The organism is Streptomyces cupreus (assembly GCF_014257025.1).
Lineage (GTDB): Bacteria > Actinomycetota > Actinomycetes > Streptomycetales > Streptomycetaceae > Streptomyces > Streptomyces cupreus.
This window is the reverse complement of record NZ_JACMSF010000071.1, coordinates 1-20254: the sequence shown is the minus strand read 5'-3', so window position 1 is coordinate 20254 and position 20254 is coordinate 1. Positions and strand designations below refer to the sequence as shown.

The following is a 20254-nucleotide window of genomic DNA, read 5'->3' as shown; positions in this document are numbered from 1 at the left end:
GGGCCTCGGAAGGGGGCGCTTCCTCGGTGGCTGGCCACCCGCTACCGTAACCACGCCCTCCGCCGATCCGGAGCTTCATCGGTACGCCGGACGCCTTCAAGCAGGCCCTGGCCTACAACTCCTGGGCACTGAGCGGCACGGCCACCGGCGGCCTCTCCGACACGAACAGCTTCGTCGGTCTGTTCGGAGGCGATCCGGAGATCGATGTCACCGGCGCCGACGCGTCTCTGGCCGGAAGGTGAGTTCCCTCGTGACGCCGACGACGGACGACTGGCACGAATGCCGGGTCTCCCTTCCCGCTCCGGAGAACTGGTTGGTCCTGGATCTGGGGAGCCAGGATCCGGAGGGCTGGGCTCACGCGGTTGCCGAGCAGCACCTTGCCACCGGCTCTCGGCCGGAGCGGCGCGCTGCCTTTGCCGAAGACCTGCTGTGGTACTGGCTGGCAGCGGCGAGGCAGCGAGCTCTCTGCGCGGCATTGCTGGCACCGGCGGACAGCGCGATCATCGCCAGTTACACGGTCAGAGAGCTGCGGATCCCCCGGGAGTCCTTGAGCGTGGACGCCCTTCGGGCCGAGGCCGTACAGGCGGAAGGACCGTTCTTCGGAAACCCGAAGCTCTCGGAAGTCGAGCTCCCTCTGGGCCCGGCGCTGCGGGTCCACCGCCAGGAGCCAACGGCACCAGACGCCGACAGTGGTGTGATCGTGGAAGGCGTGGCCCACTACGTTCTGCCGCGCCGATCCCCCACAGCTCTGGAATGTCGCCTTCTTTGGACATCCCTGGGGCTCGGCGAGGAACTGTGCAAGATCGCCGACGAGTTGGCGGGCTCAGTCCGACTGGCGTGACAGCCGACTCCCGAACACATTGCCAAGACCCAGCTTCTCCCAGGGCGCCAGGGCCAGCGGGATCCAGCTCAGACCGATGACGATGACGCTGACGACCGAGGTGACGCGCCCCGGGAGGATCCACCCCACCTGGGACAGGACGAAGGCCAGAAGCACCACGAACACATCGAAGACCAGGACCGCGAGCAGATTCCGTGCGGCCGCGTCGGGCCGGACTCTCGGCTTCTCCTCGGTGCCGTGCACCATGCCGATCAACAGCGCGGGCACGAACGCTCCGGTGATGGCGCCGAAGGCGATGCCTCCGACCACCACGGCATTACGCCCGTCCTCGGGCACGACAGAGGACAGGAACGAGCTGTCGGCCAGCTCAAGGAGGAGGGCCACGCCCGCGAAGCCTCCGAGGACCATCGCTGCGAAGACGAGGATGAGCCCCGCTCCGAACATGATGTTCCCGAGCAGTGAGCGCCCAGTGCGCTGTTCCCGCGCACCCGAGGACCGCGAATCAGCGGACATGGACTCTCCCCTTCTGGTAGGTGGGGTCCGCTAGAGGATAACGGTGCCCGTCCGCAAGGGAAGGGCCGCCATCACGGATCCAGCAGCCCGTCCAGAGCCCGCTCGTATGCCCGGAACCCGGCCCTTCCCCACTCCGGCGCGCCCGAGTCCGTCAGGGCGGTGGTCAGGGTGAGGATCTCGGTGAGCAGCCGCGCGCCCGTTCCGCGTCCGTTTCCGCAACCAGCGCTGCCGCGATCAGCGCGTCCTCCACCGGACCAGAGGAGGAGGAAGGGGGCGGTGACCTCGTGGTCGCGGAGGTAGCCGAGTTCGTCCGCGACCGTCATGAACACCGGGCCGAAGGCGCACAGGCTGTGGATTCCGGTCAGGACTCGGTCGACGTCGTCCCCGCGGTCGTCCAGAAAGGCGCCGAGCGAGACATCGGCCAGGCCCCACGCCAAGATCCTGTGAACCCGCCAACTCAGGTTCCCGCTGTCAGACCCCCCATGGAACACTGGCCGCGTTGCGCAAGTGAACGGGGTGGCCCGGTGGGGAGAGGGTTTTGATGAGCAAGCGGCAGGTGCAGAAGATGCTGCGGTTGATGGCGAGCGGGGAGCCCGTCGAGCTCACCAGTGCCATGGCCTCCGTGAAGAAGCTCGCCCGGCTCGCCTTCATCGCCCAGCAGTTCGGGTACGAGTACGCGGACGTACGGCAGGGGGGCAGCCGTAACAGTTCGCTCGTGATGCTGGTCGTGCCCGACCACAGCCCACAGGCCCGCGCCCGGGCCGCGCAGAACTGGGCGCAGTATCCGAATGCCGGTGATGGGGTCTCGGTGCCGCCCCTCGTTCCCGACGCCTTCGAGCTGCTCAAGGCCCGCATCAACTTCGACCTCACCGGTAAGAGCGCCGAGAAGCGGATGGTCCTCGGCGCGCTCGGCGGCAGCGTCGGTTGTCTGGCCGTTGCCATGCAGTCCCCGCGGGGCGGGGTCGCGTGGGTCGTCGCGGGTGTGCTGTTGGTTCTCCTGCTGGGCGGCCTCGGTATCGGCTTCGCCGTCAACCGCAAGCGCAACGCCAAGTTCGCGGTCCGGCTCCAGGCCGCCGGTTTCCTGCCGGTCAACGACGCGACGGGACGGCTGCGGTATCTGCCGCCGGGCGTCCAGGTGCCGGGGCAGGCGAACCCCTTCGCCAACAGTCCGTACGGGGCCATGCCGTACGGCGGTGCGCCCGCCGCCCCCGCCCCCGCCCCGGGACCGTACGATCGGCCATACCCCCAGCAGAACCCCCACTGGCAGCCCCCGAGCCGCTGACCCGCCCGCCTCCCGTCACGGGAACCTCTCATCCCACCTTCTCCAGAGGTGAGAGCAAAGTTCCTTTCCGGTCACCCAGTGCCACAGGCAGGAAACGCGCCCTCCCTACCTTCGGGATCAGCCACTCCCTCAAGTACGACCTGAGCCCGGAGCCCCGTGGAGGCGTCATGACAGCCCCAAGCACAGCCCCCGCCGCGAGCAGGGGAGGCCGCTGGATCGATCACTGGGATCCGGAGGACGAGACCTTCTGGAACGAGAAGGGCGAGAAGATCGCCCGGCGGAACCTCCTCTTCTCCGTCCTCTCCGAGCACATCGGATTCTCGATCTGGACGCTGTGGTCCGTGATGGTCCTCTTCATGGGACCGGAGTACGGCCTCACCCCGGCGGACAAGTTCACCATCGTCTCGATGGCGACGCTGGTCGGCGCCGTCGTCCGGGTGCCGTACACCTTCGCCGTAGCGCTCTTCGGCGGCCGGAACTGGACGATCATCTCGGCGGCGATGCTGCTCCTGCCGACGATCGCCGCGTTCACGGTGATGGAGCCGGGGACGTCCTTCACCACGTTCCTGCTGTGCGCGATGCTCGCCGGCGTCGGCGGCGGCAACTTCGCCTCCAGCATGACCAACATCAACGCCTTCTTCCCGCTGCGGAAGAAGGGGTGGGCGCTCGGCCTCAACGCGGGCGGCGGCAACATCGGTGTGCCCGTCGTCCAGCTCGTCGGCCTCGCCGTCATCGGCGCCAGCGGCGGCCCGCGGGTGCTGCTCGGCATCTACATCCCGCTGATCGTGGTCGCCGCCGTCCTCGCCGCGGTCTACATGGACAACATCTCGTCCGTGAAGAACGACACCGGCGCCGCCAAGGACGCGGTGAAGGAGGGACACACCTGGATCATGTCCTTCCTCTACATCGGCACCTTCGGCTCCTTCATCGGCTACAGCTTCGCCTTCGGCCTGGTCCTCCAGACCCAGTTCGGCCGTACGCCGCTGCAGGCCGCGTACGTCACCTTCATCGGCCCGCTGCTCGGCTCGCTGATCCGGCCCGTGGGCGGCTGGCTCGCCGACAAGTACGGCGGCGCGAAGATCACGCTGTGGAACTACGTCGCCATGGCCGCCGCAACCTCGGTGATCATCGTGGCCTCGATGCGGGAATCGCTGCCGCTGTTCACCACCGCGTTCATCGCCCTGTTCGTCCTGACCGGCCTCGGCAACGGCTCGACGTTCAAGATGATCCCCGGCATCTTCCACGCCAAGGCCCTCGCCAAGGGACTCACGGGTGAGGACGCCGCGGCCTACGGCCGCCGGCTCTCCGGTGCCTCCATGGGTCTGATCGGCGCGGTGGGCGCGCTCGGCGGGCTCGGCATCAACCTCGCCTTCCGCCAGTCCTTCCTCTCCGTGGGCTCCGGCACCGGCGCCTTCGTCGCCTTCCTCGCCTTCTACGGTGTCTGCTTCATGGTCACCTGGGCCGTATACCTTCGCCGCCCGGCCGCGCAGCCGCAGGCCTCGGCGGCCGCGTCCGAGGCGAAGCCGCAGCTCAGCTATGCCGAGGTGTGAGGCGGTGTGACGTAACACCGCCGACATCAAGCCGAACCGAGCCTGTCACGCACCGTTGACAGGCTCGATCGGCATGCGGGTGGCAACCCGACATGTGACGACTCGAGTGCGGGACGAGAGTTATGTACGACGAACAGCACAAGCCCGATCACGGGCAACACGGGCCCCTCGCGGGGTTCACCGTCGGTGTGACCGCCGCGCGCCGGGCCGACGAGCTCGGAGCGCTGCTCCAGCGGCGCGGCGCGGCCGTCCTGCACGCCCCTGCCCTGCGCATCGTGCCCCTCTCCGACGACGGTGACCTGCTCGCCGCGACCAAGGAGATCGTGGACCAGGCGCCGGATGTCGTCGTCGCCACGACCGCGATCGGCTTCCGGGGGTGGATCGAGGCGGCCGACGGATGGGGGCTCGGCGAGGATCTGCTGGACCGGTTGCGCGGTGTGGAGCTGCTCGCGCGCGGGCCGAAGGTGAAGGGTGCGATACGCGCCGCCGGGCTGACCGAGGACTGGTCGCCGTCGTCCGAGTCCATGGCGGAGGTGCTCGACCGGCTGCTGGAGGAGGGCGTCGACGGGCGGCGGATCGCCGTACAGCTGCACGGGGAGCCGTTGCCCGGGTTCGTCGAGTCGCTTCGGGCCGCGGGGGCGGAGGTGGTGGGGGTGCCGGTGTACCGGTGGATGCCGCCGGAGGACATCAGTCCGGTGGATCGGCTGCTGGATGCGACGGTTTCGCGTGGTCTGGACGCGTTGACCTTCACCAGTGCGCCCGCTGCCGCGTCGCTTCTGTCGCGGGCGGAGGAGCGGGGGCTGCTGCCGGAGCTGCTCACGGCGCTGAGCCATGACGTGCTGCCCGCGTGTGTCGGTCCGGTGACCGCGCTGCCGTTGCAGGCCCTGGGGGTCGACACCGTCCAACCCGAACGCTTCCGGCTCGGACCGCTGGTGCAGCTGCTGTGCCAGGAACTGCCCGCTCGGGCGCGGTCGTTGCCGGTGGCCGGCCATCGGGTGGAGATAAGGGGTCATGCGGTGCTGGTGGACGGGGTGCTACGGCCTGTTCCGCCGGCGGGGATGTCCCTGCTGCGGGCGCTGTCGCGGCGGCCCGGGTGGGTGGTGGCACGTTCCGAACTGCTGCGGGCGCTTCCGGGCGCGGGGCGGGACGAGCATGCGGTGGAGACCGCCATGGCTCGCCTGCGGTCGGCTCTCGGCACACCGAAGCTGATCCAGACGGTGGTGAAGCGGGGGTACCGGCTGGCGCTGGATCCGGCGGCGGATTCGAAGTACGCGGACGCGTAGCCGGGGGGCTCGCGCACCCCAACGCTGACGGGATGCCTCCCCCAGCGGAGGGACCCCAGCCACCCGCGCCGCCCCGCGGCACGAGGGCCCGCAGTTGCGGCGGCTGTGTGGTGCCGGCTGCTTGGGTGGGCCGTCTCTCGGCTCGACTGTCCGCAGCCGCGCGAGCTGTTCAGTTCCGGTGGTTACCGCTGCCCTCAGTCAGGTGCCGCGACGTCCACGCGAGGCACCCCAGCGCCGCCGTCGTCAGCACCCCCCGCACCACATTCCACCCCGCCCACGCCCCCTCGAACTCCTCCCGCAGTACCTCCGCATCCCCCGCCTCCGCCAAGCCGTCATTGAGCGGGATGTTCACCACCACCGTCACCACCAGCGCGAGTACGTTCGCCGCCAGGGCCGCCCATACCCACCGCCGCCCCGGTGCGCCCCTCAGTTGCCAGGCCGCCCAACCCGTCAGCACCGGTGCGCCCAGGAAGCTCAGCAGGAACACCGGGTTCTGGATCACCTCGTTGATGTTGCGCATGACCTCGACGTAGACCTCGTCCTCGCTGCGTGCCAGGCCCGGCATCACCGCGCAGGCGAAGACATAGAAGGAGCCGGCGAGCAGGCCCGTGGTGATCGTGGCTGTGGCGAGAGCGGCTGTCCGAGATCCTGTTTGAGTCATGCCGTCAGTCAAGCGACGGGGCGCGGGACGGAACATGGCCCTGACGCGCGGGCGCATACGCGTGCGTCCACGAGGGGTTCCGGGCGCGTGAGCGGGAAGGCACTGTTAGAGGGAACGGTTCGTCCGGGGCCGGACCCGGGGTGACCCCTAGGCGGTGACAGGCACATGGCACTGGGTACGGCCACGGTCTCGTACGAGCTGCGCTTCGACGCCGGACGGATCTGTCTGGATCTCCTCGCCACGACCCACCCGGTGGAACGGCTCGACTCCGTCCAGGTGTTGTGCGCGTGGATCACCGGGTCCGGGCTCGTCCCGGCGGGGACCCCGCTCGGGCACACCGACACCTCCTGGCTCGTCGAGTTCCGGGAACTGCGCGGCCATATCGACCAGTTGGTGCGGGGCGCGCTGTCCGCCGAGGTCAGGTCCTGGTCGTCGTACGGCCATGCCCTCGCCCGCGTGAACGACACCGCCCGCCCCGCGCCCCCCGCCCCGCGCGCGGTCCGTGCCCAGGACGGCACGCTGGTACGGGAGTTGGAGGGGCCCCCGGAGCGGGACGCGCTGCTCGCCGCCGTCGCCCGGGACGCGGTGGAGCTGCTGACCGATCCGCTCGCGCGGGCCGGGCTGCGGCAGTGCGAGGGGGACAACTGCCCGATCGTCTATCTCGACACCTCGCGCGGGCGCCGAAGGCGCTGGTGCAGCAGCGAGGTGTGCGGGAACCGGGAGCGGGTCGCCCGGCATCGGCGACGGGCCGCACTCGCCCGCGCCTGACGGTCCGTTACGCCCCTTCTGGGGCACGGCCGTCGAAGTGATTTCGATTACATACCGTTTACCTTCGATTGGTCCGGTCCAAGCGGCTCGATCTTGCCTTCATGGCGGAAATGTAAAGACATTGAGGGGGGAATATGCCCCCGTGTCCCCTCCGTCATGTCACCCCGCAGAAAACTGTCACCCCACTTTGAACACTCAACGCGCCCGCTGCGTACGGGTGGTGGAGCGACCGACTGGGGGAACCCCCGGACACCGGAGGTGGGCGTGCGCAAGGATGCGGCCGTGGCCAAAGAACGTGGATCGAGGGCCCGACATCGCATGTCCCAGCCCTCGGTGGAACCTGACGAGGAGCTGATGCGTGCTCTGTACAGAGAGCACGCCGGACCCCTGCTCGCGTATGTCCTCCGGCTGGTCGCCGGTGACCGGCAGCGCGCCGAGGACGTCGTGCAGGAAACGCTCATCCGTGCCTGGAAGAACGCCGGCCAGCTCAATCGAGCGACCGGATCGGTACGCCCCTGGCTGGTGACGGTCGCGCGCCGCATCGTCATCGACGGCCACCGCAGCCGGCAGGCCCGGCCGCAGGAGGTCGATCCGTCGCCGCTGGAGGTCATCCCCGCGGAGGACGAGATCGACAAGGCGCTGTGGTTGATGACGCTGTCGGACGCGCTCGACGACCTGACCCCCGCCCACCGGGAGGTGCTCGTCGAGACGTACTTCAAGGGGCGTACGGTCAATGAGGCGGCCGAGACGCTCGGTATACCCAGCGGCACCGTCCGCTCGCGGGTGTTCTACGCCCTGCGGTCGATGAAGCTGGCGCTGGAGGAGCGGGGGGTGACGGCGTGATGAACACATACGGGGGATACGGAGCAGGGGGTCCGGGTATGTCTGGCCCCATGCAGGGAACGCAGGGCTCTTCGGGCGCGAACGAGCACGAGACCGTTGGCGCCTATGCCCTCGGGATTCTCGACGACGCCGAAGCAACCGCTTTCGAGATGCACCTCGCGACGTGCGAGTGGTGCGCCCAGCAGCTCGACGAGCTCGCCGGGATGGAGCCGATGCTGGCCGCGCTCGCGGACCTGCCGGGCTCCGGCACACCCGCCATCGGCGAGTCGCTCTCGGCCAAGCCGAGCCCGAGGCTGGTGAACAACCTCGTCGACGAGGTCGCCGAGCGCCGTGCGATGACCCGCCGCCGCAGCTTCTACATGGTCGCCGCCGCGGCCGCCCTGATCATCGGCGGTCCGGTCGCCGCCATCGCCACCACCGGCGACGACGGCGGCACGTCCACCGAGGCGCACGCCACCAGCCCCGCCAAGGCCGCCTTCGACGTCATGAGCGACCGGGTCTCGGGCCGGGACGCGTCCACCAAGGTCTCCGCCACCGTCGCCATGGAGTCCAAGGCCTGGGGCACCCACGCCGTGCTGGAGCTGAAGAACGTCACGGGCCCGGAGAAGTGCTCCCTGATCGCCGTGGGAAAGAACGGCGAGCGCGAGACGATCACCTCCTGGTCCGTCCCGAAGTGGGGCTACGGCATCGCGAACGCCAAGACCGAGCAGGCCCGCCAGCCGCTGTATGTGCACGGCGGAGCGGCCTTCACGCCCGAGGAGATCGACCACTTCGAGGTCATGACCTTCGAGGGCAAACGGCTGGTCGAGGTCGACGCGTGAGTCCGGCCATGGCGGACGCATAGCCTCCAGGGGCCCCCTTCGCGTACGGTTGACGGCTGCCCAGCACGTCAGAAGGGGGCCCGGTGGCCGCTCAGGCTCAACAGGAAACCGCGGTCGGCTCGGTTCCGGACTCGGTCCGGGACCGTGAGATCAGCGTCGAACAGGAACACCTGGACCGGGTGTACCGACGCCTTGAGGAGAAGATCCACGAGGCGGAGTTCCTCATGCGCGACGCGGCCAAGCGCGGTCAGGTCGGCACGCCCGGCGCGCTCGCCGAGCGGGACGCGCAGGTCTTCCGGGCCGGCATCCACCTGAACCGGCTGAACAACGAGTACGAGGACTTCCTCTTCGGCCGGATCGACCTGCTGCTCGGCAAGGACGGCAAGAAGGGCCCGGACGGCGCCTACACCGCCGTGGAGCCCGCCGAGGGCGCGATGCGCTCCGACAACACCGCCGACATCGCCGAGACCCTGCACATCGGGCGGATCGGTGTCCTCGACAGCGACTACGCCCCGCTCGTCATCGACTGGCGGGCCCCCGCGGCCGCCCCCTTCTACCGCTCCACCCCGGTCGACCCGGGACGGGTGGTCCGCAGAAGGGTCATCCGCTCCAAGGGCCGCCGGGTCCTCGGTGTCGAGGACGACCTGATGCGCCCCGAGCTCAAGGCGTTCCTGGACGGCCGGGAGCTGCCCGTCATCGGCGACGGCGCCCTGATGGCCGCCCTCGGCCAGGCCCGCACCCACACCATGCGGGACATCGTCGCCTCCATCCAGGCCGAGCAGGACCTGGTCATCCGCGCCCCCGCAGCCTCCGTGACCTACGTCGAGGGCGGCCCGGGGACGGGGAAGACGGCGGTGGCGCTGCACCGCGCCGCCTACCTCCTCTACCAGGACCGGCGGCGGTACGCGGGCGGCATCCTGATCGTCTCGCCGACCCCGCTGCTGGTGGCGTACACCGAGGGCGTGCTGCCGTCGCTGGGCGAGGAGGGCCAGGTCGCGATCCGGGCGATCGGCTCCCTGGTCGACGGCGCCGACGCCACGCTGTACGACTCCCCGGCCACGGCCCGCGCCAAGGGCTCGTACCGCATGCTCAAGGTGGTGCGGAAGGCCGCGCGGGGAGCTCTGGAGCTGAACGATTCTCCGACCCGCCTCCGGGTCGTCGCCTTCGGCCGCCGACTGGAGCTGGAGGCCGACGAGCTGGCCGCGATCCGCCGCAACGCCCTCAGCGGCACCGCCCCCGTGAACCTGCTGCGCCCGCGCGCCCGCAAGCTCCTCCTCGATGCCCTGTGGTCCCAGTCCGGGGGCGCCACCCGGCACACCGACCCCGAGCTCGCCGCCGAGCTGCGCTCCTCCTTCGACGAGGACGTGACCGGCGAGGACTCCTTCATCGAGTTCCTCGACGCCTGGTGGCCGGAGCTGACCCCGAAGGCCGTCCTCGCGGCGATGGCCGACGAGAAGCGCCTCGGCCGTTGGGCCCGGCGCGTCCTCAACCCGGGCGAGGTCCGCCGCGTCGCCCGCTCCCTGCGCCGGGACGGCTGCTCGGTGCACGACATCGCCCTGCTCGACGAGCTCCAGGCGATCCTCGGCGCCCCGGCCCGCCCGAGGAAGAAGCGCGAACTGGACCCGCTCGACCAGCTCACCGGCCTGGAGGAACTGATGCCGGTGCGCGAGGAGAGCCAGCGCGAACGCGCCGAGCGCCTCGCGCAGGAACGTGTCGAGTACGCCCATGTCATCGTCGACGAGGCCCAGGACCTCACCCCGATGCAGTGGCGCATGGTCGGCCGCCGCGGCCGGCACGCCACCTGGACGGTCGTCGGCGACCCGGCCCAGTCCTCCTGGTCCGACCCGGACGAGGCCGCCGAGGCCCGCGACGAGGCCCTCGGCACCCGCCCGCGCCGTCGCTTCCAGCTCACCGTGAACTACCGCAACCCCGCGGAGATCGCCGAGCTGGCCGCGAAGGTCCTGGCGCTCGCCATGCCAGGCTCCGAGTCGCCGACCGCGGTGCGCTCGACGGGCGTCGAGCCGCGGTTCGCCGTCGTCCGCGACTCCCTCGGCCGGACCGTCCGCGAGGAGGCCGCCCGGCTGCTGGAGCGGGTCGACGGCACCGTCGGTGTGGTCGTCGCCATGCAGCGCCGCGAGGAGGCCGCCCGCTGGCTCGCCGGACTCGGCGACCGGGTCGTGGCCCTCGGCAGCCTGGAGGCCAAGGGCCTGGAGTACGACGCGACCGTCGTCGTCTCCCCGGCGGAGATCGCCGACGAGTCCCCGGCCGGCCTGCGCGTCCTCTACGTCGCCCTCACCCGCGCCACCCAGCAGCTCACGGTGGTCTCGGGCGAGCGGGACGAGCCGGACGCGGCGGGGGTTCCGGATCTTCTCCGGGACTGACTCCCCAGGACTTGCCGGACGGGAATGGCCTTACGGGATCGGTTTGTTAGCCTGGGTGTGGCACCGGCCCGATCCAAGCCCCCGGGCCCAACCTTCGTCGCTACGAGCGACCACTTGCCGCGAGGCGAGCATGGCGGGTCGGTGTCACTGAACGTTTCGAAGAGGCCCACGTCCGAGTGTGACGTGGGCCTCTTTGTTGCCGTAGAAACTGGCTGAGCGATTCTCGTATCGTGGAAGATGCTTTCCGAAATCGCACCGTACGGTCGTTCGCCCGGTGAACAAAAAGTCCGCAATCCGGGGCGGCTACCGCGTACTCAGCGGTAGGTGCGACGATCGGACGGCACAACTTCGCGACACGGTGAAAGCAGAGGAAGTCGGCCATGGCAACGGCGCCCAGCGTCTCCTACTCGATGACGGTCCGGCTGGAGGTGCCCGCCAGCGGAACCGCGGTCTCCCAGCTCACCACGGCAGTCGAGTCCCACGGAGGCTCGGTCACGGGCCTCGACGTCACCGCGTCCGGCCACGAGAAGCTCCGGATCGACGTCACCATCGCGGCGACCTCCACCGCGCACGCCGACGAGATCGTGGAGCAGCTCCGGGGCATCGAGGGCATCACCCTCGGCAAGGTCTCCGACCGTACGTTCCTGATGCACCTCGGCGGCAAGATCGAGATGGCGTCGAAGCATCCCATCCGCAACCGTGACGACCTCTCCATGGTCTACACGCCGGGTGTGGCCCGGGTCTGCATGGCCATCGCCGAGAACCCCGAGGACGCCCGCCGCCTCACCATCAAGCGCAACTCCGTCGCGGTCGTGACGGACGGCTCCGCGGTCCTCGGCCTCGGCAACATCGGCCCCATGGCCGCGCTGCCGGTCATGGAGGGCAAGGCGGCGCTGTTCAAGCGGTTCGCCGGGATCGACGCCTGGCCGCTCTGCCTGGACACCCAGGACACCGACGCGATCGTCGAGATCGTGAAGGCCATCGCCCCCGGCTTCGCGGGCATCAACCTGGAGGACATCTCCGCCCCCCGCTGCTTCGAGATCGAGGCCCGCCTGCGCGAGGCTCTCGACATCCCCGTCTTCCACGACGACCAGCACGGCACGGCGATCGTCGTCCTCGCGGCCCTGACCAACGCGCTGCGGGTGGCCGGCAAGTCCATCGAGAGCATCCGGGTCGTCATGTCCGGCGCCGGCGCGGCCGGTACGGCCATCCTGAAGCTGCTGATCGCGGCCGGTGTGAAGAACGCCGTCGTCGCCGACATCCACGGCGTGGTGCACGCGGGCCGCGAGGACCTGGTGGACGCCGCCCCCGACTCGGCGCTGCGCTGGATCGCCGACAACACCAACCCCGAGGGCCTGACCGGCACCCTGAAGGAGGCCGTGCGCGGCGCGGACGTCTTCATCGGCGTCTCGGCCCCGAACGTCCTCAACGGCACCGACGTGGCCGCCATGGCGGAGGGCGCGATCGTGTTCGCGCTCGCGAACCCCGACCCCGAGGTGGACCCGGCAATCGCCCGCCAGACGGCGGCGGTTGTGGCCACCGGCCGCTCCGACTTCCCGAACCAGATCAACAATGTGCTGGTCTTCCCGGGTGTCTTCCGCGGTCTGCTGGACGCCCAGTCCCGCACGGTCAACACCGAGATGATGCTCGCGGCCGCGAAGGCCCTGGCGGACGTGGTGACCGAGGACGAGCTGAACCCGAACTACATCATCCCGAGCGTCTTCAACGACAAGGTCGCGGGCGCGGTGGCCGGTGCGGTGCGGGAGGCGGCGAAGGCCGCCGGGGCCGCTCCGAGCAACAACTCCGGCGTCTGAGGACGTGACGATCGCCACGGCAAGCCCTTTTCGCGGCGCGTCGTGGAACCGAGGGCCTGGGAGAGCCGTTTATGGTGACGGCCAGGCTCAGGCCCTCTTTTCGTGTGACTCCCAAGGGTGTTCTCACGACTCGGACGGGTGCCGGATTGGCTTTCCCGCCGCAGGTAGGGGCAGGATGCGTCCCTGGGCGCGAGGGTCTGGCGACGGACCCGGCTCCGGGGACTGTCCGAGGACCCTGGCAGCATCGGCTTCGCTGTGCCCAATATGCGGCTCCGCCGCGTGGCACGCCTCAACAGCAAGAAGAACACGGGAGTAACAACATGAACCGCAGTGAGCTGGTGGCCGCGCTGGCCGACCGCGCCGAGGTGACCCGCAAGGACGCCGACGCCGTTCTGGCCGCGTTCGCCGAGACCGTCGGCGAGGTCGTCGCCAAGGGCGACGAAAAGGTCACCATCCCCGGCTTCCTGACTTTCGAGCGCACCCACCGTGCCGCTCGCACCGCGCGCAACCCGCAGACCGGCGACCCGATCCAGATCCCGGCCGGCTACAGCGTGAAGGTCTCCGCGGGCTCGAAGCTCAAGGAAGCCGCCAAGGGCAAGTAAGCCTGACAGTACGTCTCGGGACGACGTACGAGGCTCAGTAACGCCAATGGGGCGGCCCCCTTCGCCGGGGGCCGCCCCATTGGCGTACGTACGACGGGTGTTACCCGAGCGCCTTGCCCGGCAGCTCCACCTTCGCACCGAGCTCGACCAGCTTCTCCATGAAGTTCTCGTAGCCGCGGTTGATGAGGTCGATGCCGTGGACTCGGGACGTGCCCTGGGCCGCCAGGGCCGCGATGAGGTAGGAGAAGCCGCCGCGCAGGTCGGGGATGACCAGGTCGGCGCCCTGGAGCTTCGTCGGTCCCGAGACCACCGCCGAGTGCAGGAAGTTGCGCTGGCCGAAACGGCAGTCGGAGCCGCCGAGGCACTCGCGGTAGAGCTGGATGTGGGCGCCCATCTGGTTCAGCGCGGAGGTGAAGCCGAGGCGGGACTCGTAGACCGTCTCGTGGATGATGGAGAGGCCTGTCGCCTGCGTCAGGGCCACCACCAGCGGCTGCTGCCAGTCGGTCTGGAAGCCGGGGTGGACGTCCGTCTCCAGCGCGATGGACTTCAACTGGCCACCGGGGTGCCAGAAGCGGATGCCCTCGTCGTCGATCTCGAAGGCACCGCCCACCTTCCGGTAGGTGTTCAGGAACGTCATCATCGAGCGCTGCTGGGCGCCACGGACGTAGATGTTGCCCTCGGTCGCCAGCGCCGCGGAGGCCCAGGAGGCGGCCTCCAGGCGGTCCGGGAGGGCGCGGTGGTTGTAGCCGCCGAGCCGGTCGACACCCGTGATGCGGATGGTCCGGTCGGTGTCCATCGCGATGATGGCGCCCATCTTCTGCAGGACGCAGATCAGGTCCTCGATCTCGGGCTCCACGGCCGCGTTGGAGAGCTCCGTGACACCCTCCGCGAGCACCGCCGTCAGCAGCACCTGCTCGGTCGCGCCCACCGACGGGTACGGCAGCCGGATCTTCGTGCCGCGCAGCCGCTGCGGAGCCTCCAGGTACTGCCCGTCCGCGCGCTTCTCGATCCGCGCGCCGAACTGCCGCAGCACCTCGAAGTGGAAGTCGATGGGCCGGCCGCCGATGTCACAGCCGCCGAGACCCGGGATGAAGGCGTGCCCGAGGCGGTGCAGCAGCGGTCCGCAGAAGAGGATCGGGATGCGCGAGGAACCCGCGTGGGCATCGATGTCAGCGACGTTCGCGCTCTCCACGTGCGAGGGGTCCATGACCAGTTCGCCGGGCTCGTCACCCGGACGGACCGTCACACCGTGCAGTTGGAGCAGTCCGCGTACGACCCGGACGTCACGAATGTCCGGAACGTTGCGCAGTCGACTTGGCTCACTGCCCAGCAGGGCGGCGACCATGGCCTTCGGCACGAGGTTCTTCGCACCGCGGACACGGATCTCGCCCTCCAGCGGGGTTCCGCCGTGGACAAGCAGGACATCGTCGTTGACGGTCATGTATCTCGCGTTCCGATGAGTGGGGCAGGGGCCGAGGAAACAGGGTAATCGCCGCGCACCCCCCTTCAGTAAGCCCAAGTACCGCCCAGCTTCGTCATAGCTGTGTCACAACACGAACGGTTCTTCACCGGGCACGAGGGGTCACCGGGGCGGGTGCGCGCCGGGGGGCGCTCGACGCCCCGCTGAGCTGCGTTCACTCCCTTACCGGGATTGCCTCCCCACACGAAGGGAAGATGCGGGATCATGTCTGGCATGACCGAGGTGTCCTCGCTCACAGGGCGGTTGCTCGTGGCAACGCCCGCCCTGGCGGACCCGAACTTCGACCGCGCGGTGGTGCTGCTCCTCGACCACGACGAGGAGGGCTCCCTCGGTGTCGTCCTCAACCGTCCGACCCCGGTGGACGTGGGCGACATCCTGGAGGGCTGGGGTGACCTTGCCGGCGAACCCGGCGTCGTCTTCCAGGGCGGCCCGGTCTCCCTCGACTCGGCCCTCGGCGTCGCCGTCATCCCCGGCGGGGCGAGTGGCGAGAGCGCACCGCTGGGCTGGCGGCGGGTGCACGGCGCGATCGGGCTCGTGGACCTGGAGGCCCCGCCCGAACTGCTCGCCTCGGCCCTGGGCTCGCTGCGGATCTTCGCCGGGTACGCCGGCTGGGGGCCCGGTCAGCTGGAGGACGAGCTGGTGGAGGGCGCCTGGTACGTCGTGGAGTCGGAGCCCGGTGATGTGTCGTCCCCGGCGCCGGAGAGACTCTGGCGCGAGGTCCTGCGCCGCCAGCGCAACGAACTCGCGATGGTGGCCACGTATCCGGACGACCCTTCGCTCAACTGACGCATGTGAGCTTCAGTACTCTTGGTTGTTATGAGCACTCTTGAGCCCGAGCGCGGGACTGGTACGGGGACCCTCGTAGAGCCGACGCCACAGGTGTCCCACGGCGACGGCGACCACGAGCGCTTCGCCCACTACGTCCAGAAGGACAAGATCATGGCGAGCGCCCTCGACGGTACTCCCGTCGTGGCGCTGTGCGGCAAGGTCTGGGTGCCCGGCCGCGATCCGAAGAAGTACCCCGTGTGCCCCATGTGCAAGGAGATCTACGAGTCCATGGGCTCCGGCGGCGACGACAAGGGCAAGGGCGGCGACAAGAAGTAGCCGGGTAACCCTGCCTGTCGTCTGAAGTTCCTTCGAAGGCCCCCCGGGGCGCGCTGAGGCGCGCCCCGGGGGGCCTTCTCGTGTCACGAACTGGTTGAGACCTCTTGTGGACATGTTCATGTAGTCCCTAGCCTCCGGGGTGTTGTGCAGAGCGAAACAGGCGTTGCGCATATTGCAACGCTCCTCTCTTGCGTCCGGAGGTCCACTCCATGAAGCACGCCCCACGACTCGCCGCCGCCCTGGCCACCGCCGCGGTCCTCGCCGCCTGCGCGCCCCAGACGTCCGACAACTCCTCCTCCGACAAGGACGAGAAGACCGGCACCCTGCGGGTCTGGCTTTTCCAGGAGGTCAGCAACAAGCCGAAGGAGAAGGTCGTCGACTCCGTCCTCGCCGCCTTCGAGAAGGCTCATGAGGACACCGAGGTCACCGTCGAGTACATCCCCGTCGAGACCCGCGCCCAGCGCATCAAGGCCGCCTTCAACGACCCCGAGAGCGCGCCCGACGTCATCGAGTACGGCAACACCGACACCGCGGGCTATGTGAAGGACGGCGGACTCCTCGACGTCACCGAGGAGTTCGGGGCGTGGCAGGAGGCCAAGGACACCGACGCCACGGCGAAGCAGTCGGTCACCGTGGACGGCAAGGTCTACGGCGCGCCGTACTTCGTCGGTGTACGGGCGCTGTACTACCGCACGGACGTCTTCGAGGAACTCGGGCTCGACGTCCCCAGGACACAGGCCGAGCTGATCTCCACGGCGAAGGAGATACGGGCCGCCGAACCCGAGCTGTACGGGCTCGCGGTCGGCGGTGCGTACACGTACGGAGCGATGCCGTTCGTCTGGGCCAACGGCGGTGAACTCGCCACGGGCAAGGGCGGCTCGTACGCCTCCGCCATCGACAGCGCGGCCGCGCAGAAGGGCATCAAGGCGTACACGTCCCTCTTCGGCGACGACAACTGCCCCGCCGCGACCTGCGCCGGCATGGGCGGCAATGACACGGTGACCGCGTTCGCCTCCGGCAAGGCGGGGATGGCGATCGGCGGGGACTTCAGCCATGCGGCCGTGGAGGCGGGCAAGGTCCGCGGGAAGTACGCGGTGGTTCCGCTGCCCGGGGTGAAGGCGGGGGAGATCGCGCCGGCCTTCGCGGGGGGCAACAACATCGGGGTGTTGAAGAGTACGTCGCACCGGACGCTGGCGGTCGATCTGATGAAGCGGCTGGCGTCGAAGGAGACCCAGGCCTCGATGTTCGACGCGATGGGTTTCCTGCCGACCTTCTCGGACGTACGGCGGCAGGCGGCGGCGAAGGAGCCGTTCGTGAAGCCGTTTGCCGACACTCTGGCCGCCGGTACCAAGTTCGTCCCGGCCTCGCCCGCGTGGGCCCAGATCGACTCCTCGCTCGTACTGCCGACGATGTTCCAGGAGATCGTGAGCGGTAAGAAGTCGGTGGCTGCGGCTTCTGCGGATGCGGCGAAGAAGATGAACGACGCGTTCGGCTCCGTCGGGTGACCTCAGTGACCCACCGCAAGACCTGGACCCCTTGGCTCTTTCTCGCCCCCGCCCTCGTCGTTCTCGGCGGGCTGCTCGCCTACCCCATCTACCAGCTCGGTCTGATCTCCCTCTTCCACTACACCCAAGCCCAGGTCAGTGGTGGGGAGCCGACGACCTTCGAAGGGTTCGGGAACTACGCCGAGCTGTTCGGGGACTCCCAGTTCTGGGAAGTCCTGCTGGCCACCGTGGTGTTCGCGGCCGCGTGTGTGGTGTCGACGCTGGCCGTCGGATGTGCCCTTGCCGTGTTGCTCACTCGGGTGCGGGCTCTGCCTCGGCTCGCCTTGATGCTCGCGGCGCTGGGGGCCTGGGCCACCCCCGCCGTCACCGGGTCGACCGTGTGGCTGTTTCTCTTCGATGCCGACTTCGGGCCCGTGAACCGGGTGCTGGGGCTCGGGGACCACTCCTGGACGTACGGGCGGTTCAGCGCCTTCTTTCTCGTCCTGCTCGAAGTGGTGTGGTGTTCCTTCCCGTTCGTGATGGTCACCGTCTACGCCGGTATTCGCGCCGTACCCGGTGAGGTGCTGGAGGCCGCCTCCCTCGACGGCGCCTCGCAGTGGCGGATCTGGCGGTCCGTGCTCGCGCCGATCCTGCGGCCGATCCTGGTCGTCGTCACCATCCAGTCGGTCATCTGGGACTTCAAGGTCTTCACGCAGATCTACGTCATGACCAACGGCGGCGGCATCGCGGGCCAGAACCTGGTGCTCAACGTGTACGCGTACCAGAAGGCGTTCGCGTCCTCGCAGTACAGCCTCGGCTCGGCGATCGGGGTCGTGATGCTGCTGATCCTGCTCGTCGTGACCCTGGGATACCTGCGGCTGCTGCGCCGCCAGGGGGAGGAGTTGTGAATCTTCTTCGGGGCCTTGTGGCCCGTCCGTGGCGGTTCGCCGCAGAAGCGACCGCCCTGCTGATCGCGGCGCTCGTCGCCTTCCCGCTGTACTGGATGGTGCTGAGCGCCTTCAAACCGGCCGGCGAGATCGAGTCGACCGAGGCACGGCCCTGGACGACGGCGCCCTCGCTGGATTCCTTCCGGCGCGTGTTCGAGCAGCAGGAATTCGGCCGGTACTTCGTCAACAGTCTTGTCGTGGCGGGCGCCGTCGTGATCGCCTCGGCGCTGATCGCGTTTCTCGCGGCGACCGCCGTGACGCGATTCCGGTTCCGCTTCCGGACCACCTTGCTGATCATGTTTCTGGTGGCCCAGATGGTGCCCGTCGAGGCCCTCACGATCCCCTTGTTCTTCCTCATGCGGGACGCCGGCCAGCTGAACACGCTGGGCTCGCTGATCCTGCCGCACATCGCCTTCTCGCTGCCGTTCGCGATCTGGATGCTGCGGGGTTTCGTGAAAGCGGTGCCGGAGGCTCTGGAGGAGGCCGCGTACCTCGACGGGGCGAGCCGGGCGCGATTCCTGTGGCAGATCCTTTTCCCGCTCGTACTGCCCGGGTTGGTGGCCACGAGCGTGTTTTCCTTCATCTCGGCCTGGAACGACTTCCTGTTCGCCAAGTCGTTCATCATCAGCGACACTTCGCAGTCGACGCTGCCGATGGCGCTGCTGGTCTTCTACAAGCCGGACGAGCCGGACTGGGGCGGCGTGATGGCCGCCTCGACGGTGATGACGATTCCGGTGCTGGTGTTCTTCGTACTCGTACAGCGACGGCTGGTCTCGGGGCTGGGCGGAGCGGTAAAGGACTGACGTGACTTCACTGACGGAACTGATTCCGGCGCCACGGACCTTCTTCTGGAGTGCACCCGGCTACCAGTGTGTGGACGAGGAGACGACCCTCGACGCGGGACCCGGCACCGAGGGCGTCGCGCGCTGGCTGCGGGCGACGGTCGGGGCGGCGACCGGGCTGCCGTTGCCGGACGGCCGCGACACCGAGAACCGCATCGTGCTGGGCATCGACCCGGATCTGCCCGCCGAGGGCTACCGCATCGTCATCGACGGGTTCGCGCCCCGCATCCAGGGCGGCAGCGCGACCGGCGTCTTCTGGGGCGCGCAGACCTTTCGCCAGCTGCTCGGCCCGGACGCGTTCCGGCGCGCTCCGGTGCGTCCCGGCCAGGACTGGGACCTCCCGCAGGTCACCGTGGAGGACTCCCCCCGCTTCCCCTGGCGCGGCCTCATGCTCGACGTCGCCCGCCACTTCATGCCCAAGGACGGGGTCCTGCGCTACCTCGGCCTGATGGCCGCGCACAAACTCAACGTCCTCCACTTCCACTTGACCGACGACCAGGGCTGGCGCGTCGAGATCAGGAAGTACCCCCGGCTCACCGAGGTCGGATCCTGGCGGGCGCGTACGAAATTCGGCCACCGGGCCTCACCGCTGTGGGAGGAGAAGCCGCACGGTGGCTACTACACCCAGGACGACATCCGCGAGATCGTCGCCTACGCCGCCGAGCGGCATATCACCGTCGTCCCCGAAATCGACGTACCAGGACACTCGCAGGCCGCCATCGCCGCGTACCCGGAACTCGGCAACACCGACGTCATCGACACCACCTCCCTGACCGTCTGGGACACCTGGGGAATCTCCGCCAACGTACTCGCCCCCACTGACAACACCCTGCGCTTCTATGAGGGGGTGTTCGAGGAACTCCTCGATCTGTTCCCCTCGGAGTTCGTGCATGTCGGCGGTGACGAATGCCTCAAGGACCAGTGGCGGCAGTCGCCCACCGCCCAGGCCCGTATCAAGGAACTCGGACTCGCCGGCGAGGACGAACTCCAGGCGTGGTTCATCGGGCACTTCGACAACTGGCTCTCCGCGCGCGGGCG

The 20254-nt window shown here is 69.2% G+C and carries 20 protein-coding genes; 16 read left to right on the top strand and 4 right to left on the bottom strand.

Features of this window, described 5'->3' with window-relative positions:
- The first annotated feature begins 250 nt into the window (after positions 1 to 250).
- Positions 251 to 841 (top strand): hypothetical protein, encoded by a 591-nt coding sequence (locus H4N64_RS38240; protein ID WP_186287213.1) that lies wholly within the window; start codon positions 251 to 253, stop codon positions 839 to 841.
- On the opposite strand, the gene H4N64_RS38235 is transcribed toward H4N64_RS38240, so the two are convergent.
- Both H4N64_RS38235 and H4N64_RS38230 read right to left on the bottom strand, forming a co-directional pair.
- Positions 824 to 1354: a hypothetical protein gene (locus tag H4N64_RS38235; protein ID WP_186287212.1), complete on the bottom strand. Its 531-nt coding sequence runs from the start codon at positions 1352 to 1354 to the stop codon at positions 824 to 826. The genes H4N64_RS38240 and H4N64_RS38235 overlap by 18 nt on opposite strands.
- A 71-nt stretch (positions 1355 to 1425) precedes the next feature.
- Positions 1426 to 1791: a hypothetical protein gene (locus H4N64_RS38230; RefSeq protein ID WP_186287211.1), complete on the bottom strand. Its 366-nt coding sequence runs from the start codon at positions 1789 to 1791 to the stop codon at positions 1426 to 1428.
- A 104-nt stretch (positions 1792 to 1895) separates the two neighbouring features.
- Here H4N64_RS38230 and H4N64_RS38225 point away from each other — a divergent pair, with 104 nt between their 5' ends.
- From H4N64_RS38225 to H4N64_RS38215, 3 genes are all read left to right on the top strand, one after another.
- A complete protein-coding gene (locus H4N64_RS38225) occupies positions 1896 to 2636 on the top strand; it encodes a hypothetical protein (protein ID WP_186287210.1) in 741 nt (246 codons plus the stop codon).
- Positions 2637 to 2803: 167 nt separating this feature from the next.
- The gene (locus tag H4N64_RS38220) at positions 2804 to 4186 is read left to right on the top strand and encodes a nitrate/nitrite transporter (RefSeq protein WP_186287209.1); all 1383 of its coding nucleotides are present in this window, start codon (positions 2804 to 2806) and stop codon (positions 4184 to 4186) included.
- Between the two features lie 122 nt (positions 4187 to 4308).
- Entirely contained in the window at positions 4309 to 5469 is a 1161-nt protein-coding gene (locus H4N64_RS38215) for a uroporphyrinogen-III synthase (protein WP_186287208.1), read from the top strand.
- A gap of 169 nt (positions 5470 to 5638) precedes the next feature.
- Here H4N64_RS38215 and H4N64_RS38210 read toward each other — a convergent pair whose 3' ends face one another.
- The gene (locus H4N64_RS38210; protein ID WP_260860227.1) at positions 5639 to 6130 is read right to left on the bottom strand and encodes an anthrone oxygenase family protein; all 492 of its coding nucleotides are present in this window, start codon (positions 6128 to 6130) and stop codon (positions 5639 to 5641) included.
- Positions 6131 to 6295: 165 nt separating this feature from the next.
- On the opposite strand from H4N64_RS38210, the gene H4N64_RS38205 reads away from it, so the two are divergent.
- The 6 genes from H4N64_RS38205 to H4N64_RS38180 all read left to right on the top strand — a co-directional run bounded on the left by H4N64_RS38205 (position 6296) and on the right by H4N64_RS38180 (position 13359).
- Entirely contained in the window at positions 6296 to 6898 is a 603-nt protein-coding gene (locus tag H4N64_RS38205) for a CGNR zinc finger domain-containing protein (RefSeq protein ID WP_186287206.1), read from the top strand.
- A 258-nt stretch (positions 6899 to 7156) separates the two neighbouring features.
- Complete coding sequence (locus H4N64_RS38200) at positions 7157 to 7741, top strand: sigma-70 family RNA polymerase sigma factor (RefSeq protein ID WP_186287205.1); 585 nt, start codon at positions 7157 to 7159, stop codon at positions 7739 to 7741.
- Positions 7742 to 7791: 50 nt separating this feature from the next.
- Entirely contained in the window at positions 7792 to 8562 is a 771-nt protein-coding gene (locus H4N64_RS38195) for a zf-HC2 domain-containing protein (RefSeq protein ID WP_186287204.1), read from the top strand.
- An 83-nt stretch (positions 8563 to 8645) separates the two neighbouring features.
- On the top strand, positions 8646 to 10943 hold the full coding sequence (locus tag H4N64_RS38190; RefSeq protein ID WP_186287203.1) for a UvrD-helicase domain-containing protein: 2298 nt from the start codon (positions 8646 to 8648) through the stop codon (positions 10941 to 10943).
- A gap of 380 nt (positions 10944 to 11323) precedes the next feature.
- Positions 11324 to 12757, top strand: a complete 1434-nt coding sequence (locus H4N64_RS38185) for an NAD-dependent malic enzyme (RefSeq protein ID WP_186287202.1) — start codon at positions 11324 to 11326, stop codon at positions 12755 to 12757.
- A gap of 320 nt (positions 12758 to 13077) precedes the next feature.
- On the top strand, positions 13078 to 13359 hold the full coding sequence (locus H4N64_RS38180) for an HU family DNA-binding protein (protein WP_007498188.1): 282 nt from the start codon (positions 13078 to 13080) through the stop codon (positions 13357 to 13359).
- A 100-nt stretch (positions 13360 to 13459) separates the two neighbouring features.
- Here the strand turns inward: H4N64_RS38180 and murA are convergent, their stop codons facing one another.
- Positions 13460 to 14800: a UDP-N-acetylglucosamine 1-carboxyvinyltransferase gene (gene murA, locus H4N64_RS38175; RefSeq protein ID WP_186287201.1), complete on the bottom strand. Its 1341-nt coding sequence runs from the start codon at positions 14798 to 14800 to the stop codon at positions 13460 to 13462.
- Positions 14801 to 15052: 252 nt separating this feature from the next.
- Between murA and H4N64_RS38170 the strand changes: the two genes are divergently transcribed.
- The 6 genes from H4N64_RS38170 to H4N64_RS38145 all read left to right on the top strand — a co-directional run.
- Positions 15053 to 15625 carry a YqgE/AlgH family protein gene (locus H4N64_RS38170; RefSeq protein WP_186287200.1) on the top strand — a complete coding sequence of 191 codons (573 nt, stop codon included), beginning with the start codon at positions 15053 to 15055 and terminating at the stop codon, positions 15623 to 15625.
- Between the two features lie 30 nt (positions 15626 to 15655).
- The gene (locus tag H4N64_RS38165) at positions 15656 to 15943 is read left to right on the top strand and encodes a DUF3039 domain-containing protein (protein ID WP_053665779.1); all 288 of its coding nucleotides are present in this window, start codon (positions 15656 to 15658) and stop codon (positions 15941 to 15943) included.
- A 209-nt stretch (positions 15944 to 16152) separates the two neighbouring features.
- Positions 16153 to 17448 carry an extracellular solute-binding protein gene (locus tag H4N64_RS38160; protein ID WP_186287199.1) on the top strand — a complete coding sequence of 432 codons (1296 nt, stop codon included), beginning with the start codon at positions 16153 to 16155 and terminating at the stop codon, positions 17446 to 17448.
- Positions 17445 to 18335 (top strand): ABC transporter permease subunit, encoded by an 891-nt coding sequence (locus tag H4N64_RS38155; protein WP_186287198.1) that lies wholly within the window; start codon positions 17445 to 17447, stop codon positions 18333 to 18335. Before H4N64_RS38160 ends, H4N64_RS38155 begins: the two co-directional genes overlap by 4 nt.
- Positions 18332 to 19177: an ABC transporter permease subunit gene (locus tag H4N64_RS38150; protein WP_186287197.1), complete on the top strand. Its 846-nt coding sequence runs from the start codon at positions 18332 to 18334 to the stop codon at positions 19175 to 19177. Before H4N64_RS38155 ends, H4N64_RS38150 begins: the two co-directional genes overlap by 4 nt.
- Before the next feature lies 1 nt (position 19178).
- The coding region (locus H4N64_RS38145) for a beta-N-acetylhexosaminidase (RefSeq protein WP_418896327.1) at positions 19179 to 20254 on the top strand (1076 nt) is incomplete at its 3' end.

Coding starts and splice junctions, on each gene's coding strand:
- H4N64_RS38235 (WP_186287212.1), bottom strand. CDS start 1,354: ATGTCCGCTGATTCGCGGTCCTCGGGTGCGCGGGAACAGCGCACTGGG.
- H4N64_RS38225 (WP_186287210.1), top strand. CDS start 1,896: ATGAGCAAGCGGCAGGTGCAGAAGATGCTGCGGTTGATGGCGAGCGGG.
- H4N64_RS38220 (WP_186287209.1), top strand. CDS start 2,804: ATGACAGCCCCAAGCACAGCCCCCGCCGCGAGCAGGGGAGGCCGCTGG.
- H4N64_RS38215 (WP_186287208.1), top strand. CDS start 4,309: ATGTACGACGAACAGCACAAGCCCGATCACGGGCAACACGGGCCCCTC.
- H4N64_RS38210 (WP_260860227.1), bottom strand. CDS start 6,130: ATGACTCAAACAGGATCTCGGACAGCCGCTCTCGCCACAGCCACGATC.
- H4N64_RS38205 (WP_186287206.1), top strand. CDS start 6,296: ATGGCACTGGGTACGGCCACGGTCTCGTACGAGCTGCGCTTCGACGCC.
- H4N64_RS38195 (WP_186287204.1), top strand. CDS start 7,792: ATGCAGGGAACGCAGGGCTCTTCGGGCGCGAACGAGCACGAGACCGTT.
- H4N64_RS38185 (WP_186287202.1), top strand. CDS start 11,324: ATGGCAACGGCGCCCAGCGTCTCCTACTCGATGACGGTCCGGCTGGAG.
- H4N64_RS38180 (WP_007498188.1), top strand. CDS start 13,078: ATGAACCGCAGTGAGCTGGTGGCCGCGCTGGCCGACCGCGCCGAGGTG.
- murA (WP_186287201.1), bottom strand. CDS start 14,800: ATGACCGTCAACGACGATGTCCTGCTTGTCCACGGCGGAACCCCGCTG.
- H4N64_RS38170 (WP_186287200.1), top strand. CDS start 15,053: ATGACCGAGGTGTCCTCGCTCACAGGGCGGTTGCTCGTGGCAACGCCC.
- H4N64_RS38165 (WP_053665779.1), top strand. CDS start 15,656: ATGAGCACTCTTGAGCCCGAGCGCGGGACTGGTACGGGGACCCTCGTA.
- H4N64_RS38160 (WP_186287199.1), top strand. CDS start 16,153: ATGAAGCACGCCCCACGACTCGCCGCCGCCCTGGCCACCGCCGCGGTC.